13 protein-coding genes are annotated in these 19,774 nt (G+C 33.6%); 3 read left to right on the plus strand and 10 right to left on the minus strand.

Features of this window, described 5'->3' with window-relative positions; all coding sequences use genetic code 11:
* Positions 1-287: 287 nt before the first annotated feature.
* The 3 genes from OM075_RS14100 to OM075_RS14110 are packed head-to-tail and all read right to left on the minus strand — an operon-like array spanning position 288 to position 2,507.
* Positions 288-698 (minus strand): hypothetical protein, encoded by a 411-nt coding sequence (locus OM075_RS14100; protein WP_301191169.1) that lies wholly within the window; start codon positions 696-698, stop codon positions 288-290.
* A 34-nt stretch (positions 699-732) separates the two neighbouring features.
* Positions 733-2,322 carry a hypothetical protein gene (locus OM075_RS14105; protein ID WP_301191170.1) on the minus strand — a complete coding sequence of 530 codons (1,590 nt, stop codon included), beginning with the start codon at positions 2,320-2,322 and terminating at the stop codon, positions 733-735.
* Positions 2,323-2,345: 23 nt separating this feature from the next.
* A complete protein-coding gene (locus OM075_RS14110) occupies positions 2,346-2,507 on the minus strand; it encodes a hypothetical protein (RefSeq protein ID WP_301191171.1) in 162 nt (53 codons plus the stop codon).
* Positions 2,508-3,288: 781 nt separating this feature from the next.
* Here OM075_RS14110 and lnt point away from each other — a divergent pair.
* Together lnt and OM075_RS14120 are read left to right on the plus strand one after the other, a co-directional pair.
* The gene (gene lnt / locus OM075_RS14115) at positions 3,289-4,752 is read left to right on the plus strand and encodes an apolipoprotein N-acyltransferase (RefSeq protein WP_301191172.1); all 1,464 of its coding nucleotides are present in this window, start codon (positions 3,289-3,291) and stop codon (positions 4,750-4,752) included.
* A gap of 1 nt (position 4,753) precedes the next feature.
* Positions 4,754-5,824, plus strand: a complete 1,071-nt coding sequence (locus tag OM075_RS14120; protein ID WP_301191173.1) for an HYR domain-containing protein — start codon at positions 4,754-4,756, stop codon at positions 5,822-5,824.
* Positions 5,825-5,916: 92 nt separating this feature from the next.
* Here OM075_RS14120 and OM075_RS14125 read toward each other — a convergent pair whose 3' ends face one another.
* Together OM075_RS14125 and OM075_RS14130 are read right to left on the minus strand one after the other, a co-directional pair.
* A complete protein-coding gene (locus tag OM075_RS14125) occupies positions 5,917-7,788 on the minus strand; it encodes an ABC-F family ATP-binding cassette domain-containing protein (protein ID WP_301191174.1) in 1,872 nt (623 codons plus the stop codon).
* A gap of 121 nt (positions 7,789-7,909) precedes the next feature.
* Positions 7,910-8,092 carry a hypothetical protein gene (locus OM075_RS14130; protein WP_301191175.1) on the minus strand — a complete coding sequence of 61 codons (183 nt, stop codon included), beginning with the start codon at positions 8,090-8,092 and terminating at the stop codon, positions 7,910-7,912.
* Between the two features lie 438 nt (positions 8,093-8,530).
* Between OM075_RS14130 and OM075_RS14135 the strand changes: the two genes are divergently transcribed.
* The gene (locus OM075_RS14135) at positions 8,531-9,079 is read left to right on the plus strand and encodes an REP-associated tyrosine transposase (RefSeq protein WP_301191176.1); all 549 of its coding nucleotides are present in this window, start codon (positions 8,531-8,533) and stop codon (positions 9,077-9,079) included.
* Between the two features lie 581 nt (positions 9,080-9,660).
* Here OM075_RS14135 and OM075_RS14140 read toward each other — a convergent pair.
* The 5 genes from OM075_RS14140 to OM075_RS14160 all read right to left on the minus strand — a co-directional run bounded on the left by OM075_RS14140 (position 9,661) and on the right by OM075_RS14160 (position 19,758).
* Positions 9,661-12,600: a M1 family metallopeptidase gene (locus OM075_RS14140; protein WP_301191177.1), complete on the minus strand. Its 2,940-nt coding sequence runs from the start codon at positions 12,598-12,600 to the stop codon at positions 9,661-9,663.
* 1,090 nt (positions 12,601-13,690) lie between these two features.
* Complete coding sequence (locus OM075_RS14145; protein WP_301191178.1) at positions 13,691-14,242, minus strand: DJ-1 family glyoxalase III; 552 nt, start codon at positions 14,240-14,242, stop codon at positions 13,691-13,693.
* A 758-nt stretch (positions 14,243-15,000) separates the two neighbouring features.
* Entirely contained in the window at positions 15,001-16,077 is a 1,077-nt protein-coding gene (locus OM075_RS14150; RefSeq protein ID WP_301191179.1) for a glycoside hydrolase family 53 protein, read from the minus strand.
* A gap of 105 nt (positions 16,078-16,182) precedes the next feature.
* Complete coding sequence (locus OM075_RS14155) at positions 16,183-18,153, minus strand: DUF8037 domain-containing protein (RefSeq protein WP_301191180.1); 1,971 nt, start codon at positions 18,151-18,153, stop codon at positions 16,183-16,185.
* A 15-nt stretch (positions 18,154-18,168) separates the two neighbouring features.
* On the minus strand, positions 18,169-19,758 hold the full coding sequence (locus tag OM075_RS14160) for a RagB/SusD family nutrient uptake outer membrane protein (RefSeq protein ID WP_301191181.1): 1,590 nt from the start codon (positions 19,756-19,758) through the stop codon (positions 18,169-18,171).
* Positions 19,759-19,774 lie beyond the last annotated feature (16 nt).

Genomic DNA, 19,774 nt, shown 5'->3' on the forward strand with positions numbered 1-19,774 from the left:
AAGCATTAAAAATAGTTAGTATAAATATAAAGGCTATTATGCTATATCTCATTTCTTTAATGTTTTAATGTTATTAATGATAAATACTAATTCCAGTAATAAGCTTCAAAAAGATCATTGATATTATCTATTTCATCTTCATCGCAAATTGATAATAATTGATCTCTAAACTCCTGTGAGGCTTGTATAATAATCTGTATTATTCTTAAAAAAAATATTTTATAGTAATGTTGTGAAATATCAAAAAAAGAGGCTGAATATAAATCAGCCTCTTAAATATATTATTTTTATATATCTAAGGAATCGTTAGTTAAATAATAAAATGCGTCAAATTTATCATCATCTTGAATTAAATTCCAGTTTTCAATATCAAAAAAAGCATCTTCGTGATGATAATTTTTTGCAATGTTATTGTCGATGTAAATTAATAATGAATCATATATATCGGTAAACGTTTCGTTAAGACGTTCAGTGTCTTTTATATCTTTTGATTCACGGTAAAATAATTCTTTTATTTCATATGATGATATTAAAAGGGTATCGTTATACGATTTATCAAAAGCTGAATAGCCAACAATCTTTAAGTCGTAATCGGATGAATTATTAATTTGATATGAAATAGGATCATAATTGTCCTTACAAGAAGAGATTGAAAGTGTAATTGTAAAGAGTGTTAATATTAATGAGAAATGTTTCATTTTGTTTTTAAGTTACATAATTAGAGTTAAAAAATTAATTCCAATAATAAGCTTCAAAAAGATCATTGATATTATCTATTTCATCTTCATCACAAGTAGATAATAATTGATCTCTAAACTCCTGTGGGCTTCTTATGTCAGATTGCAATGCATCAAATAATTCTTCGTAAGTAAAGCCATTGACTTTATCAGTGTAGCCAGTTCTTATGTTGTCTTGGTTGTTATCTACCAAATCATTCATGATGCCAGCGGGAATCCATCCATACCAATTATAATAAAGGTAATCAGGATGAAAAATATCATCATCACTATCACCTGTTTCTTTCGGTTTAAACCATTCAAAAGCTGTCTTTGTTACAACAGAATTATTATCCCCATATTCATCTAAAGTAAGTTTATAACCCAAATTATAAGCCCATGCTTCGCTTAAAGCGCATAATTCTGCATTTTTAGCAGTTCCGTCGCCGTAAGGTTCGTCATCGTTTCCGTTGGCTACAATGTAATTGATGTATTTTACCCAGAAAAACTTTCCTACTTGATTATAATGGGAGGCATGTGCTAGTTCATGACAGGTAGTTTCAAATATTTTAGCACTGCCTAGATTTTTCTCTGCCGGTATAATAATATCAGGAGCAAAAAGTTTTACTAAAATGCTTGCCTCGGTAGTTGATATAACAGTACACCCAATGCATTTTAAAAAATTAACTATAGTAGATGGTTTTGTAAATCCAACAGCTCCATATACATGTTTAAGCATGGGGGCAGCTCCATTGCCGTCTGTATCTCGGGCTGTTATTCTTAGGTTACTAGGGGGTAAACCTATTCCCATATTTGTACAATAATTTCTGTATTTTACAACGGCATTGTTTACCGTGCAAAACCGCCATCCGGATCCAGAATCAATAGTAAAAGTATAACCACTTTTTGAGTGATGACCAACTTTAATTCGGGCAGTGGCTAATGAAGTAAAGTGGTTACGTATTTTAAAACCAGACTTGTTTTCCGCAATTAATACATATCTTGGTTTATTTCTATATTTTTTATCAATACTATAATATCCATTTTCATCAGTAAATGCTTTTCCGTATTTAAACCAATGTACTGTTCTTACTTTTATTCCCATAACAGGAACGGAATCATTACCGGTTTCTGTATCTGAGACATATACATATCCAGTAGGGCGTTTTTTGCTTAAGGTTGAAATGGTGTTATTATCAGATTCCTCTTTGTTGCCCGTTAGTTGAAGAGATTTCTCTTCAATTTGATAAAGTATATTACTGTTGGATTGAGTAATAATATCATCGGATTCTTCCACACTTTCTGGTAAAAATAGTTCTGCTAATATTTCGTATTGTATTTCAGTATTAAACTGATAATTATATGGGACAGAGGTGTAAAGCCATTGGCCTCCATCTGAGTCAACTTCGTCACAATCTTCCCCGTATTCTTCAATTTCATAATCAAGAGGCAATGTAAATAATTCAAGTGAATCTGCTATGAGCATATTTAGTTGTTCTGCACTTGTGGGATGAAATTTTACGTAATAGTCTGTAGTGGTGATGTTAATTGTAGAGTTGAGTTTGATAGTAGAGCTTTTGGTAATTGAGTCATATGCTGCTTTCATATTTTTTACAGTATATGGATTTTCTAGTTTGCGGCCCAAGATTGTTTTAGATTCACTTTTAGGTTCTTGGCTAATTGATTGATTGATTGATTGATTGATTGATTGATTGATAAATCATCTTTAGTACAATTTGTTAGGTTTAATAAGATTAAAAAGATGGTTGTGATTAAAAATAAATTCTTCATGTTTTATTTGATTAAAAATTTAAAATAACGTTTTTAAATATATGTATAAAATTCTTATCATAAAAATATTCTAATAAACAAAGTATTAGTATATGTCTTTTATATAAATAATGTATATTATTGAATATGTATATGTTTGATAATAATATTTCACTGTTATTCTATTTTTTTTTGTCTAAAAATAGGTACTTATGTTAAGGATAAAGTTGATGTGTTTTTTTATCAGTGTAATTTGGAATATTATGCAGACTATTACTGGAGATAGTTTCAGACTTACAGTGTAATATTTACACAAGTTGAAAATTAAGTATTTATACTGATAAAAACCAGTGGGTTGCATGTTTATATTTATAGATATATGATCAGAGAATAAAACGACTCTAACGGAGTCAAACATCAATATGGATTTCAGGAATAATTGAAAAGTTCTATGAATATGTGATACCTATGGCATCTTTTAACCGGACACAAGTTATTAATAAATAAAGCTCACTAAAATCAAATTGTAACATTCTACTTTACTCCATTAAATGTCAAATAGTTTAAAAATCTAACGTATATTTGTTTATCTTATATCATATAGAAAGTAACTAATGTATCGAGCGTATATTTTTAATAATTTTTCTTGATTTAAAAGTTGCTATATAGGATAATTATAAAATAAATGGTAGCATTATTTAAAATGATACTATAAGAGTATTATAAACCTAGCTTAAATATGATTAAATTTAGTATAAATAATTTCAATAGTTATCTAATAGGTATTATTAGTGGATTCCTTTTGGGAATTGCTTATAATTATTTTTTTTGGCTTATTGGATGGTTTTGTTATTCATTATTATTTGGTTACGTACTGAAGAGCGATTTAAAGAATCGGCAAATAGTACAACTCATTGTGGTATTAGTAGTAACCCAAGGATTTGTTCAGTATGGTTGGATCGTTTCTTTAATTAAGCAGTATACAAACTCAGAAAGTCAACTAGGATACCTTATAATTCCCTTAATTTCCTTAATTCAGGGAATAAAATTATTATTACCAACTATCTTTTTGAATTATCTGTCTAAGAAATACAAGACAAAGAAAAATAGTGCATTTTTAATTCTTATCGCTACTTCTTCTTTTTTTGTGTTAATAGATTGGTGCTTTAGCTGTATCTTTGAAAGTTTGCCATGGTTATTGTATAATCCAGCATATATTGAGTCGACAAATTTATATTTTAGTCAAATTGCAGAGATTGGGGGTATTTGGCTAATGTCTTTTTTTATCATTTGTCTTAATCTTTTGTTGTCATTTGCATTCTTAAAGAAAAGCAGAACCTACTTTCTTTTTTATTCAGGATTATTACTATTCATACATTTATATGGTTTTGTTAGGTTAAATCTATTAACAAAAAAGGGAACTAATAATATAAGAGTGGCATTGGTTTGTGATAATTCAAATCCAACACTTAGATGGAAAGAGGAAAATGTCAATAAATATGTACATCTCTTATTAAATTTAAATCAAAAAGCTTTAAAACAACATCCTGATATAATAATTTGGAATGAAGGAGTTATTCCCTGGAGTTACCAACCTGATGATGATTTTTTAGAAGAAATTATAAAACAAACGACTAGTAATAATTGTGATTACTTAATATCATATTTTACTCTGAAAAATAGTTTTTCATATAACTCTGCTTATTTGTTTAATTCAAAGGGGGAAGTACATGGACGATATGATAAGCAAATACTTTTAGGAGGACTTGAAAAACCAATATTCGATTATCAACCATTACAATTTAGTTTTTTTTCGGGTTCCTCTAATTCAAATGTTATTGAAGGGAATTCTGTTTTACCCATTAGAAGCGAAAATTGCGGTTTGTTTGGTACAATGATTTGTAATGAATCATTAGTGGATAGAATTGCAAATAAACTAGCTATTAATAAAATTGGTTTTTTCACCTTGCTTGCAAATGATAATTGGTTTACAAATACATATTTGATAAAACAGCATCTGTATTGTACTCGTTTAAGAGCAATTGAGAATCGTAAACCTATAATAGTAAATGCCAATTGTGGTTATAGTGGTCTCATTAATGCGAAAGGAGAATTAAATGTTCATATGAACACCAAAGAGCCCCATGTTATAGTTAATGAGATAACTTATGAGGAATCGTGTTCATATTTTCGTTACAGAAAAATAGTATTTCTATTGATTATTAGTGTATTGTTATCTTATATTTTTATTAAACATTTTTTCTAATATGAAGCAAATTAAACTCTTAATTATTTTATTTACTCTATTTATTGGAGTATCAAATGTGATGGCTGGTAACTTCTATCAGGGAACTTATCGCTGGAGAAACGATGATGGTGACCAAGCCTCAGCAACATGGAAAGCCGAAGAAAATACACCTGTCATAATCGAAAGCACAGATGTACTCAGATTGCGTGTTTCTATTTATTATCCGGAGGATGTATTCTCATCTGTAAATATAAGTAGTGCGCAATTAGGTTATTCTGTCGATAATGTGGCTTTTACAAATATAGTAAGTGATGGTTCTGATAATGCCTTTGAGTTGGCATTATCAGATAACTTTGAACAAGGAGATTTGACAACGGAGCAATTGTCATCCTATACGGGAGCTTATACATTTGCAGAAGGAGGTTTTATGATTGAGTCTACGAATTTAATAAATTCAGAACTACCCGCTAATACTAGGAAAGAATTTGAATTTTGTATTAAACCTACCGACAAAATTTTAGCTTCTACAAGCTATTTTTTTAGGATATCAAACTTATCTGGTTATTCGTCTGAAATTAAATTAACTTCATCTGCAGCTTTTGCTCCTGTTATCTCTAATATGCCTGAAGATATAAATGTTTCTGTGGATGAAGGCCAAAGTTATGCGACTGTAAGTTGGGACGAACCTACAGCTACTGATGATATAAATGTCAGTTCTTTCTCTTCAGATTATTCATCAGGAGATCAGTTTGCTATTGGTGAAACAGAAGTAACTTATACAGCGACTGATGCAGCAGGAAATAAAACTACAGCAAGTTTTACAATAAAAGTAACAGATACCCCTACCGGAATAGATGAAAAAGATGACAATATATTATCTATTTATCCAAACCCAGTTGTTGATAATATTTATATTAAAGGCATAATAGAACGATGTGATGTTGACATTTATTCAATAAAAGGTATACGTGTTTATTCAGGAACAATAGATAATGATGAATCAATTCCAGTTTCAGCGTTACCTAATGGTACTTATTTCTTAATGATAAGATCAAAAGAGAAGATAATAAAATATAAGTTTATGAAATAATAAAAAAAAAGAGATTGTCTCATTATCTAGAGACGATCTCTTTAATAATATAAGTTATTAAATAAAATTATGCCATAGTACAATATAGATAGTTACCCTTCTATCTCACTTAATTCTAACCAGCGCATTTCTTTTTCATCCAAAAATTCCATGATTTCATTTAAGCGCTTGGCTTTATCACCAATTTCTTCAGGACTTAAAGAGCCGGAGTTTAATTCGTTTTCAATGGTTTCCTTTTCTGTGTTTAATTCTTCCATATCCACCTCAAGCTGCTCCATTTCTTTCTTTTCTTTAAATGAAAGCTTTTTGGGTTTGTCCTTTGGTTTCTCTCTTAGAACTGGTTCTTTTTTCTCTTTCTCAACTTTACGTTTTTCTTTTTCTTCTTCTATTTTAAAATCGTGATAGATAGAATAGTTACCCGGGAAATCTTTTATAACACCTTGTCCTTCAAAAACGAATAAGTGATCCACAATTTTATCCATAAAATACCTGTCGTGCGATACAATAACCACACAACCACTAAAGTTTTGCAGGTATTCCTCCAATAGATTAAGTGTAAAAATATCCAGATCGTTTGTAGGCTCATCCAGAATCAGGAAGTTCGGATTTTTCATCAAAACCGTCATCAGATACAAGCGTTTCTTTTCTCCACCGCTCAGTTTTTCAACCTGAACATAGTGCATTTCGTTTGGAAATAAAAAGTGACGAAGAAACTGTGCCGGACTCATTGAGTTTCCTGACCCCAATGTAATTGACTCTGAAATATCAGAAATCACATCAATCACCTTTTTATCGTCCTCTATTTTCATACCATCCTGACGATAATAACCAACCACAACGGTTTCGCCAGTTTCCAGGTGACCTGAATCCGGTTCTAAAGCTCCGGTAATGGTATTAAGAAAAGTAGATTTACCTGTTCCGTTTTTACCAATGATACCCACCTTTTCGCCCTGAGCAAATTTGTAATTGAAATCATCCAGTATTTTCAGGTCGCCAAAGGCTTTTGAAACATTAAAACACTCAATAATTTTTTTACCTAATCGTGCCGCTTTAATATCAAGGTTAATGCTTTGTTCCTGTATTCCGCTATGGGCTCTTTTCTTTAAATCATCAAAGGCATCCACACGGTATTTAGCTTTTGTTCCCCGTGCCTGAGGCATACGGTTCATCCAGTCCTGCTCTGTTTTTAAAAGGTTTTTAGCCTTTTCAACCTGAGCATTGTGAGTAGAGATTCTTTCTTCTCTTTTTTCAAGGAAATACTGGTAGTTTCCCTTATAATGATAGAGCGTTTGATCAGCTAGTTCATAGATCTCGTTACAAACTCTGTCCAGAAAATATCTGTCGTGAGTAACCATTAAAAGTGTAGCCTTTGAGCGCGACATAAAATCCTCCAGCCATTCAATCATTTCAAGATCAAGATGGTTTGTTGGCTCATCCAGAATTAAGAAATCAGGTTCACTAATTAAAATATGCGCCAGAGCAACCCTCTTTTTTTGTCCACCGGAAAGCTGACCTATAAGTTGATCAAACTTAGTGATTTTAAGCTGCGTAAGAATTTGCTTGATACGTGCTTCAAAATCCCAGGCCCCCAGTTTATCCAATTCTTCAATTAAATGTCCCAATTCTTCATGGTTACCACTCTCAAGTGCTTGTTCATAAGCTTTAATAGCAATAACCTGAGGATTTTCCGATTCAAAAATTTCTTCAATAACTGTATTCGCATCATTAACCTCCGGTAACTGAGGAAGGTAACCGATAGTGATACCTTTACGATAAATAACAGAACCTGCGTCACAAGGTAATATCTGTGCCAAAATATTTAACAGGGTTGTTTTTCCAGTTCCATTACGGGCAATTAAACCTACTTTTTCACCTTCGGAAATACCAAAATTTAAATTGTCAAATAATCGTACATCACCATAATGGTGCGTTAGGTTTTCTACGGATAAGTAATTAACAGACATATATTTAATTGAATCTTTTTATTGTTAATTGAGCTAGCAATTTGTGATTAATAGTTTGCTGAAAGTTATCTGTTTAATAATGTATATAACTGAATACTGAATACTGAGTACTGAATACTGTTTATATACATCCACAAACAAAACCATCAGCTAAGGAGTCAAGAGCTTCCTTTTCTTTTTGTTTTTCCTGATCAGAATCTTTACAATCATCACATACAGGAAGATTGGTAACCATATTTATGTTTTTGATTTCTTCCAGTTTTTTTCCACAAACAAAACACTTGGTTGCAAAATCTTTCTCCATCAGTTATTTTTTAATTTGACGCAAAAATAAGTAATCCTTTTAATTATTAGTTAAGAAAGTAGGTAATACCATAAAAGTAATTTATTTACGTATTTTTATTATTTCTTATATCTTATATAAGTATTCACAATAAACCTTAAACTAATGAGAAAGATTATTACGTTATCTACCGCAAGTTTACAACTTGTGGTAAAATGAATTGTATGATAAAATAAATAAGGAAAAAATATTTACATCCTTGTTTCGTAATAGAGGCAATAAAAGTAAAATAGTGATTACAATAACAGTAGAGATATTGATTATTCAGGCAGTAAAGGTTTGTTGGATGTTGTTTTGATAGAGTGACAGGCCACAAGTTACAAACTTGCGGCAGTATCCGTCATCTACCGCAAGTTTTGAACTTGTGGTTAAATAATTTATAGTTTAATAATTGAAAAGATGAGCAGAAATTACAAGTTCCAAGATCAGCAAAAACCATACTTTATTTCTTTTGCTACAGTCTATTGGATAGATGTTTTTACTAGAACTATTTACAAGGATATTTTTATTGATAGTGTAAATTATTGCATCAAAGAAAAAGGTTTAATAGTGTATGCATGGGTTTTAATGACCAACCACGTACACATGATAATTGGTACAAAGAAAGAGAATATGCAGGATATCCTAAGGGATTTAAAGAAACATACATCAAAGACTATAATAAACGCAATTAAAGAAAATCCTCAAGAAAGTAGAAAAGAGTGGATGTTATGGATGTTTGAGAAAGCTGGAAACAAAAATGGAAACAATACACATTATCAATTTTGGCAACAGCATAACCAGCCTATCGAGTTGTTTGATAATAAAATATTAGACCAGAAATTAAATTACTTGCATTATAATCCGGTAAAGGATGGCTTTGTAAAGGAACCTGAGGACTACTATTACAGCAGTGCTGTTGATTATACAGGTAGTAAAGGTTTGGTTGATGTTGTTTTGATAGAGTGACAGGCCACAAGTTACAAACTTGCGGCAGAGGAGGGACAACATTTCTATAATTGTAGCGGTAGAGTTTATAATAATTATTACGTCATCTACCGCAAGTTTACAACTTGTGGTAAAATGAATTATATGATAAAATAAACAAGGAAAAAATATTTTACTTCCATGTTGTGTAATAGAGGCAATAAAAGTAAAATAGTGATTACAATAACAGTAGTGCTGTTGATTATACAGGTAGTAAAGGATTGGTTGATGTTGTTTTGATGGAGTGACAGGCCACAAGTTACAAACTTGCGGCAGTATCCGTCATCTACCGCAAGTTTACAACTTGTGGTAAAATGAATTGTATGATAAAATAAACAAGGAAAAAATATTTTACATCCATGTTGTGTAATAGAGGCTATAAATGTAAAAATAGAGATTACTATTACAGTAGTGCTGTTGATTATACAGGAAATAAAGGTTTGGTTGATTTTGTTTTGATAGATTGACAGGCCACAATTTACAAACCTGCGGGAGTAAATAGGTTGATAAGCCACAAGTTAAAAACTTGCGGCAGTATCTTATATCTAGTTTGAGTTCGACGATTAATAAGGAATCATATTACGAAGATCGAATAGATTCATTTTATTGATGTTAAGCATAAAGCGAATGTTTAATTTGTAGTTGTCATAGATGTTATAAGTATCTTCGTTAGCACTTCCAAAATCAGTGTTGGTATAATATAATGGAAAGTAAACCTCTGCAATGTCTCTTATTCCGAGACGTATACCGGCTTCGCATGCAAAACGAGTGTCTTTAGCTAACGATTCGTAAATTGCTGTATTTATGTATGGGCGAATTACATTAGTTAATGAATAACTCAGATTTAAAGAGTTCATCCATGAATTAGAGAAACCTTCAGGGGAGGATACGCTAAATCCACCACCATCATTAATAAATTGATTTCCGTTAAACTTTGCAGATCCTTTAAAGCGATCGTAGAATATATTATCGTATTTGTAATCAGTAACACCATTAGTACCCATAAGTTGGTTACGATAAAACATATATCGAGGTCCTTCACCAATAAAATTGCGTGAATTAAAATGGATAAACAAGTCTTTATTACGAGCTATCCCTATTTTAAAATCAGCATTAAAAGTGATTCGGGTAAAATCTGAAGTGTTTTCAATATCAGCAAATATATCCATAGGAAAACGCTCCGATATGTTTTTATACTGAAATCCGTTGTTTAGATAAAAGTTAAAATCAGAATCTGAATTATTGTAAGTAATATCTTCTATTCTGGTGGCATAGGTTGCATTGGAGTAGAAGAAAAACTCATGATTATTATTTACCGGATCGCGAAATTCCAATTTAAGTTTTGCACCCAATTTTTGAATTGTATGATCATAGATAGCAGCGTACTGTAAAGCTGTTGTATTTAGGTATATATTTCGGATAAAACTACTTTGTAAAGGAATGAAGAAGTTCAGTTTTCCTGATCCGGCAAATAAGTCAGATTTAAAACTGTACATCGGAGTAATATCATACTCAACTTTCTTTTGGAAAGGTGTTTTATTATGGAATTTGATACCCGGCATAAAACCACCAGGAACCGTGTAGGTTGCAAAAGGAACATAATATACTTCTGTTTGATCGGTGAAATCCAGTCCGGTTCCAAATTTGAATTTAACAGGTTCTGTTTTTTTGCATAGGCCAGATGCCTTCAGGTAATTATTATGCCTGTCAAAATCGTAGGTTTTGTTATCTTTATCAATGTACACATGGTCATAATTAGTTGTTCCTAGATCAACCCATTGTTTTCCGTCAAACCCATCAACCCATTTTTGAGCAGTAACCACAGAATCCTGAACTGCTTCAACTAAAAATGGTGAGTTTACAGGACCTGAATTTCTTACCAATACCTGCGAGCCTTTGCTCTTTTTAAGGGCATAATCCGAATGTTTTGTTGTTTCAAGCCAGTCACGGAAGAACCAATCCAGATTTTTATCGGTTCCTTCTTTAAAAGCAGTCTCCAAATCGGAAGGATACACATGTTGAAATACATTTTTGTTGTAATAAGAATGAAAAATACTATCATAAACATCATTACCTAAATACTGGCGTAAATGGTTAAACATATTAGCCGATTTAGAATACACAATAGAACCATAATTGTTTTCGGTGTAATCAACAGAATGTAAGTTGATAGGCTGATCGTAATTTCGTTTTTCATTTAAAGAATACATCAGCTCTTTTAGCTGGCGATAAGAGACTTTATCTACACCCAATAAATGGCCTAATTTTTCATTGTTTAAATAATTGCTTAGCGTATAATTGGGATATTTTGTTGTCATGTAACGTTGTTCATTGGCCGAATTAACACCTTCGTCCATATAAGGATAACGACGTTCATTACTTGCAAGAAAACCATAAAACCAGTTGTGGCCTACCTCGTGCATAATAACCTCTTCAAGCTGTAGTGTATTATCCACCTCTCCAATTACTGTTATTCCCGGATATTCCATTCCACCACCAGCAGTTAAAGGTCCTTCAACAGCTGTACAATTTTGATATGGATAGTTTCCATTCCATTTTGAATAATAAGAAATGGCATCATTTACATAAGATGTAGCGTCCATCCATGTTTTTTTATTTTTATCGGAGAAAAATGTCCAGGTTGTAACATCATTTCCATCTGACAGGGTTACTTTACTTTTTTGAACATGATAATTTTTATCGGCAAACCATGCAAAATCATGAACGCGGTTTTCACTGAAATGCAGTGTTTTAGTTTTGCTTGCCGATGGAGCTGTTTTTTCCAGATCCTGATCCTCCGGATGAATGGTAGCGAGAGAATCCAGCCAGGCTTTTTCATTTTCGTTATGAAGAATTCCGGTTGCAGCAACTCTATAGTTTTCAGGGACAGTGATATAAACATCAAATGATCCAAATTCCGAGAAAAATTCTCCCATATCAAGATAAGGCATTTCGTGCCAGCCATATTGATCATAAACAGCAGGCTTAGGATACCACTGAGTTATAGAGTAAGTCTGTTTGCTATGTCCTAAGCGGGAAATATCTCCATCAGGAATTTTTACACGAAAGGGTGTATTTATCTTAATTGATGCTCCTGGTTTAAGGCTATTGGGTAATACAACCTTGCAAATATCACTATGCTTTGGGTGAAATTCCCAATTCAGTGTTTTAGAATCAGAAGTAAAATTCAAAGAGTCGATATAACCCCTTGTTTCTTCTCTTTCTAAAACGGTTGAAAAAGGACTGCTTTTTAATTGTTCCTTTCCTAATGCGGTTTCATTGCTGGCGTATGCATTGGGCCATAAGTGAATCCAAATAAATGAAAGCTCATCAGGTGAATGGTTAACATATTCCATTTCCACATTTCCATTTAAAAAATGTTCCTGATCGTTTAAATTAACATGTATTGTGTAATTTACTTCTTGCTGAAAATAAGCTTTTTGAGCATAAGTAGTTATTCCGAAGAATAAAAATAGAATCGCAATAAAATGTTTAGCGCGCATGGTATTATTGGTTAATTATGATAAAAATGACCCAAAAGTAGTTTTTTAGTCGATAAATAGGAAATAATTTTTCCGTTATATATAATTTATTCTTTGATACAATAATTTCGATGATTGCATATCTGAGAGAGTGAGGGGGCCAAGTTGCAAACTTGAAACAGTACGTGGGAAATTTATTTGGAGTAACAATGGAAATATTGAGCAGGTTATTATGTGGTGCATCTCAAGTTACAAACTTGCGGCAGATCTACGAAAACTTATAGAATTAACCCAACCTTGTAAGTAAAAATACCATCCTTGTAAGGTTTTGACCCAACCTTGTAACCAAATATGCCATCCTTGTAGGTATTTGACCCAACCTTGTAACTCAAAATGTCATCCTTGTAAGGTTATGACCCAATCTTGTAAGTAAAAATGCCATCCTTGTAGGTATTTGATCCAACCTTGTAACTCAAAATGCCATCCTTGTAGGTATTTAACCCCAAATATATTGAATTTATAAACGATTATTTGTTTAAATGGAATGAATGATGTTGGTGCGACTCCTCTGGAGTCGATTTGTGATGTGTGCAATATTCTATAAACATGTGATACCTCCGGTATCATCCTGAATTTTTCATAAATTATTAATCCATATGATTACTTGACTAGCCAATTACGAGAGTTATCATTTAAAAGAATAGGCTTGTATTCAATGGTAGAGTGATATAATGATGTGCCACAAGTTACAAACTTGCGGCAGTAAAGTTTACATGTATAGGTGGATAACTTTGGTTTTGTCCTGATCACTAATTGTATTAACGGACTTAGTCTTTAATCATCATCATTCAGTGCATTAGTAAGATCAATATATCGTGGATTAAAGGTTTAAATCTATGAGAGCAAGGGGCCAAGTTACAAACTTGAACCAGTGCATGGAGTTTACTATTTGATAGAAATGTACTTCAGAATATGATGCCAGAGGCATCACATGTTTATAGTATATGTTTCTTAATAAGAAACGACTCCAGAGGAGTCGCACTTAAATATTTTGATGATATATTATGCCACAAGTTAAAAACTTGCGGTATCTGTTTGATACGATTTGTTTTTACGAAACCACCATCTTTTGCGCTAATTCATTGGTAAACTCATCACCTTTAAACATAGCAACCAATTGTAAGGCAAATTTCATAGCAGCACCAACTCCTTGTCCGGTAATGATGTTGTCAGCAACTTCAACAGGTTGAGCAGTGTAGTCAGCATTGATTAAATTGTCTTCAAAGCCGGGGTAACAGGTGGCATTTTTGTTTTCTAATAACTTTTGTTGACCAAGAATTAATGGGGCAGCGCAAATGGCACCAATTAATTTACCTTTTGCCGAAAATTCCAGTAACAGATTAATCAATTCTTTATGATCATTTAGATGGTGAGTTCCTGGTAAACCACCGGGTAAAACCAACATATCAGCATCTGAAAATTCAAGATCAGTAAATAAGGCGTCAGCCAAAACGGAAATTTGGTGAGAGCCTGTTACTGTTAATGAATTGCTTATAGAAACTGTTGTTACGTTAATATCTGCTCTTCTTAAAACATCAACAGGGGTTAATGCTTCTACTTCTTCAAAACCATCAGCAAGGAATACATATACTTTTTTGTCCATATCTTTTGTAATTAAATATTATTGCAGTTTTATAGGTTAAACCTATGGCTAATTACAAAAGTAAGGATTTGATGGTAGAATGAAGAGTAGGAGGGGATTAAATTAAGTTGATGAAGGTCCAAGTTACAAACTTGAACGAGAACAGGCTTTAAGGTCCAAGTTACAAACTTGAATCAGCAGAGGTTTGGAACAGGGTATATGCAGATGGAACAGAGAGCAGGGAGAAAGGAGCAAGAAATTAGCAACTAGCTTATAATTTTTTGAGGCATCTCTGTTGCAGGGTTTTATCTCTTACTAATTTGTTTTAGGAATGTGATGAAGGTCCAAGTTGCAAACTTGAACCAGCAGAGGTTTGGAACAGGGTATATGCAGATAGAACAGGGAGCAGAGAGAAAGGAGCAAGAAGTTTGCAGCTAGCTTATAATTCTTTGAGGCATCTCTGTTGCAGGGTTTTATCTCTTACTAATTTATTTTAAGAATGTGATGAAGGTCCAAGTTGCAAACTTGAACCAGTGGACGAGCTAACAAAAATGTTATAAATTAAGGTCCAAGTTACAAACTTGAACCAGCAGAGGTGAACCAGAGGATGTGCTAATACTAATGTTATAAATAAAGGTCCAAGTTGTAAACTTGAACCAAAAGATGGGTCTACAAACTTGAACCTGTACATGAATGAATAAATAAAACAAAAATGATGCTTTAGTTTATCATGTTCGATAGCTAAAGCATCATCATCTAAAATTAAAACTAATGGTTTTTTATTTTGCAAAAGCGCTTAGTGCAGCTGAAGGCATTCCTTCTGAGTCAAAAGCTCCTTTTGTATAACCTTTCCAATTGTTGTAACATTGAGGTTCCCAGTAAAACACACCTAAACCTTTGCTGTTTCCCTGGTTGTCGGTAATAGCACTTACCTGACTTACTAATTGTGATAAAAACGATTGAGCTGTTTCTGGTGCATCGTTTGACATACCTACTTCGCAAATCATCACATCCAAACCATAGGTATCAACTACCCATTGCATATTATTAATGCATAAAGTAGTATAGCTCTCCCAATTGTCTGTTTCAGGATATAGAGAAAATCCTAATACATCGATTTTAATATTGTTTGCATTTGTAATTGTAAGCAAGTTTTGGGTTAAGTCACTTCGGTTTCCTCTGTCGATGTGCAATACTACTTTAGCATCAGGAAAAACGCTTTTAACAGCATCATATCCTGCATTATGCAATTGAGTATAATTAGCTCCGTTATTTGCAGTTAAACCGCCAGATATGGATTCATCATCGTCCCAAAGCATTCCATAGGTTGTTTCGTTACCTACCTGAACCCATTCAGGAGTAATATTCCAATCTTTTAATGCGGTTAAAACATCAGTGGTATGTGCTTCAACTGCAGCTACCAATTCCTGTAAAGTGAATCCTTCCCATGCTGCAGGTTTATTTTGTTTACCCGGATCGGCCCAACTGTCGCTATAGTGAAAATCAACCATAATACGCATTTTAAGGTCGTTGGCACGTTTGGCTTTTACCAAAAAGTCGGTTTTATTACACCATCCATCAGTAGGGTTAACCCAAACTCTTAAACGAATAGCGTTCATATCCATATCTTTAAGTAAAGACATGCATTCTGTTTCTGAACCTTCGGCATTGTAAAACAACACATCCTGACTTTCCATTTCTGTAAGCCAACTTACATCTGCTCCATGGGCAAAACCACTCATGTCTTTTTCAACTGGTGGATCAACAGGAATTGTTTTTTTGTTGTCATCATCATCGCAAGCGGTAAAAGCGATGAAAATGAATATGATGAGGTAAAGTAATTTTGTAATCTTCATTGTTAAATAAGTTATAATAATTCGTTTTAATATGAGATAAAGTATCCATTTCGAATACCTTATCTCATTTTTTACAGATATTAAAAAGGGCTATAATAAGAGAACTTATTGCGCCTCAAACGAACAGGTGTTATTAATAAAGTCAATGGTGACATTATAGGTACCATTAGCTAAACTTTGATCATCAGTAATGTTTTCGTCCAAATAAGTTAATGAATCAAAAGAACCACCAAAATATCTGTTCCACGACTGATCAATGTGAATAACCATTCCCCATGGTGAAGGTGAATTTATGGTAGCAGTTCCGGTATAAACGCCTGTACTTGTTTTTGTCAATACTACTGCTTCAAAATTCCAAACATCATTTAATCCTGCAATATAAACTTCATCACCTAATAATACATAAGTCTGGTTGATTACATCAGCAATTAAGTCGTAAGTTCCGGTATTAATAGATGCATCATCAGCAATTCCATTTCCTCCGAAATATAAGGAACCATCAGTACCACCAAAGGAATAATCCCAACCACCATTTAAGTATAATTGTGCACCCCATTCTGATGCTCCACTAATTGTAACACTGCTGGTGTAAACTCCTTCAACAGAAGCTGGAGTCATTTCAACCAAATTCCAATCATCGTTAAATCCGGTATAACTCACACTTGTTACTTCAGTGTGTGCATAGGTAAGATTCGTAAGATCAGCCTGAATTAAGTACATTCCGGTTCCCGGAGCAGGAATGTTATCTGCACCCTGGAATGCGATTGTTCCTTCTGTTTCTCCTAATTTATAAACATCGTCCCAGTTACCATCTTCTATAGCCAATTCATATCCATATAATGAATTTACATTAACAATTCCTGCGTAAGTAAGATCATCTTCACTTAATAATCTTAGGTAATTATCAAATGTCCATCCTCCGGAAATTCCATCATCAATACCAGGTAAATACAAGTAAGGACTAACCGGATCTTCAACAACAGTTGAACCTTCAGTAATTTCGTAATGCCAGTTTGTTGGATCAGCAAGATAGAAAGTAAGTGTATAGTCTCCGGCAGTTCCAAATGTAATATCACCAGCATTAGCTGCTGCCATATCAAAAGTTAAACTACCATCTTCAGCAGGAATAAATCCAAATTCTCTTGCAACTGCAGCATCATCGTTAGTGCCAGTTGAAAGGTTATACAATTTAGCATCAGCAGCGCTTACTTTAACCGTTGCATTATCTGTTGTAGTTGTAACAGAAACAAACCATTTTACCTCAGATTTCTCAAAAGTCATTTCAGCTTCTATATCTCCACTTAAAGTTAATGATGGAATATACGTGGCTGTCCATTGCTGGTTAGGGGCACTTAAGGTAGTATAATAACATCCTCCCTGACCCGGATACCAGAAGTTCCAATGCGTAGATTCATCAGACGATAACAAGAATGCTGATCCATCAACACCATCATTCCCCCAAATGGTTCCGTCGCCTTCTAATAAGTACCAGTTATTCCAAGCACCAGCACCGGTAAATCCGTAATATTCACCATCAGAATCCGGAGCATACAATACAAAGCCAGTTTCAGCCTGATCGGCATCAAGGATGAAACCTTTGGACATGTCTATGGTATAGCTTGTGATATTAGCTACAACAGTATTGCTGTAATATGATTTTGTGTTATCTCCATAAGCTACGTTAATTCTGAAATACATTGGTGTACTTTCATCCGGCGTAAACTCAAAGTTTTTTGCTAATGTATTTAAAGCAGCACCTGTAAATGAGTAAATGTTCTCATTGGGTTCCACAGTTAATATGCTCTCAAAGTTCTCCGTATTTGAAATTTCAAGAATAGTATTTGGAATAACTGAAGGCAAACTCATGGCCTGATTGCTTATGGTAAGTTCGCTTTCATTCCATGTTAAGGCTAACATCGGAGCATCCTTATTATCCTTGGTCAATACAATATCAGATTCACTTGATACAATATCCGATGAACCCAATCCGGAAACAATAATTTTGTCTCCATCGTTTTCACATGCTGTAAAGATTGCAAAACAGCATAATGCCAGATATATGAATAATTTGTTCATAATAATATCTTTTTACTAATAATCGTCGTTTGATAAATTTGGATTAGCTGATAATTCTGCACTTGGGATAGGGTAGATGTTGTACTTTTCCTCTACAGCCTTACCATCTTTTACACCACCTTTCCATTGCCAGATATAATTGTCAGAAGTAAAGCAGTTGAAACGAACTAAATCAGTTCTTCTAACACATTCCCAGTATAATTCTCTGGCTCTTTCATCAAGGAAAAACTTATATGGAATTCCATTTGTAGTAGCCATTAAATTACTTTCAGTAACCGTTGCTGCATTACGCATAGTTCTTAATTCGTTTACATAACCCAATGCTGTTGACATGTTGGTATTTGAACGAGCAGCTGCTTCAGCATACATTAAATAAGCATCTGCCAATCGGAACATTGGGAAATCCGTGTTTACACCATCGCTTGATGTGTTGGTAGCTGCTTCACCTGCATCATTCAGGTTACTCCATTTTTGTACAAAAAATCCTCCTGTTCTGTCATCTACACCATTATCCATGTATTGACTTTGACCATCGCCATAAAACATCGCTCTTGAGTCATTATCCATGTCGAATAGCGCAGGAATTTCACCTCTTACTCTGAACATACTCCATGCACTGGCAACACCAACGCTTTCAGCAGCAGGACCGTTATCCGTGTCCACTTCACCACACACTAAATAGGTGGTAGCACCCCATGAAAGTACATGTGTAGCATCAACAACAAGAGGATAAATAATTTCATTACCACGACCCACTCTTAGGTGGTTGTCAGCATTAAATAATTTGCCATAATCAGCCTCTAATGCATAACCTTCGTCAATTACTTTTTGAGCGTAGATCATACACGAATCGTATTTAGCACCCACTTCATAAGTTTCTGCATTTAAATACATGCGCGATAATAGCATCCATGCTGCAGCACGAGGCGCATGACCATATTCGCAAGCATCAATATCCAACATGTTGTCACTACAATCTTTTAATTCAGTAGTAAGGAAGTTAAATATCTGAGCTGATGTTTTTTCTTCAGGCAGGGTTGAACTACCAATTACATCTTCGTCAGCAAATGGGATATCATGAAACAAATCCATTGCATGGAAATAAGATAATGCACGAAGAAAACGGGCTTCTTCTTTATATAATCTGATAGCATCTTGTTCTTCTGCTGTAAATCCTGAAATTTTAGCCTCAGTACAATTTTTCAAGAACTCATTACAAAGAGAAATTGAGTAATAACAACGATAGTACATATCAGCAACCCAAGGGTCGTTGGCATCCCAGGTTAAAAAGGTTAAATCACCAATATTATCACCTTCAATCCAGGTAGAACCCAGTTCATCAGTTCCAGCCTCCTGTACATTGAAATAACAACGCATATAATCGTAACCATTGTTACTGCTCAGGTCGGCATCACCACCACCTTTTTCTTGTCCGGCAGTTACAAATGAAGAGTAACATTTAGCTAAGGCCGAAATATAATTGGCAGGATCCGAATACACCGTTTGCGATGTTTCCTCAATATTTGGATATTGATCTAATTCGCTGGTGCAAGATGTGTAAATGAGCACATTTACAATAAATAGTATATATAATAATTTCTTCATTTTTAGATCTTTAATA

The sequence above is a fragment of the Plebeiibacterium sediminum genome (assembly GCF_026013605.1).
GTDB classification, from domain to species: domain Bacteria; phylum Bacteroidota; class Bacteroidia; order Bacteroidales; family Marinilabiliaceae; genus Saccharicrinis; species Saccharicrinis sediminus.

What these genes read in the sequence shown, in the direction of transcription:
- OM075_RS14100 (WP_301191169.1), bottom strand. Translation starts at nt 698, where the DNA reads ATGAAACATTTCTCATTAATATTAACACTCTTTACAATTACACTTTCA.
- OM075_RS14105 (WP_301191170.1), bottom strand. Translation starts at nt 2,322, where the DNA reads ATGAAAGCAGCATATGACTCAATTACCAAAAGCTCTACTATCAAACTC.
- OM075_RS14110 (WP_301191171.1), bottom strand. Translation starts at nt 2,507, where the DNA reads ATGAAGAATTTATTTTTAATCACAACCATCTTTTTAATCTTATTAAAC.
- OM075_RS14120 (WP_301191173.1), top strand. Translation starts at nt 4,754, where the DNA reads ATGAAGCAAATTAAACTCTTAATTATTTTATTTACTCTATTTATTGGA.
- OM075_RS14125 (WP_301191174.1), bottom strand. Translation starts at nt 7,788, where the DNA reads ATGTCTGTTAATTACTTATCCGTAGAAAACCTAACGCACCATTATGGT.
- OM075_RS14130 (WP_301191175.1), bottom strand. Translation starts at nt 8,092, where the DNA reads ATGGAGAAAGATTTTGCAACCAAGTGTTTTGTTTGTGGAAAAAAACTG.
- OM075_RS14135 (WP_301191176.1), top strand. Translation starts at nt 8,531, where the DNA reads ATGAGCAGAAATTACAAGTTCCAAGATCAGCAAAAACCATACTTTATT.
- OM075_RS14140 (WP_301191177.1), bottom strand. Translation starts at nt 12,600, where the DNA reads ATGCGCGCTAAACATTTTATTGCGATTCTATTTTTATTCTTCGGAATA.
- OM075_RS14145 (WP_301191178.1), bottom strand. Translation starts at nt 14,242, where the DNA reads ATGGACAAAAAAGTATATGTATTCCTTGCTGATGGTTTTGAAGAAGTA.
- OM075_RS14150 (WP_301191179.1), bottom strand. Translation starts at nt 16,077, where the DNA reads ATGAAGATTACAAAATTACTTTACCTCATCATATTCATTTTCATCGCT.
- OM075_RS14155 (WP_301191180.1), bottom strand. Translation starts at nt 18,153, where the DNA reads ATGAACAAATTATTCATATATCTGGCATTATGCTGTTTTGCAATCTTT.
- OM075_RS14160 (WP_301191181.1), bottom strand. Translation starts at nt 19,758, where the DNA reads ATGAAGAAATTATTATATATACTATTTATTGTAAATGTGCTCATTTAC.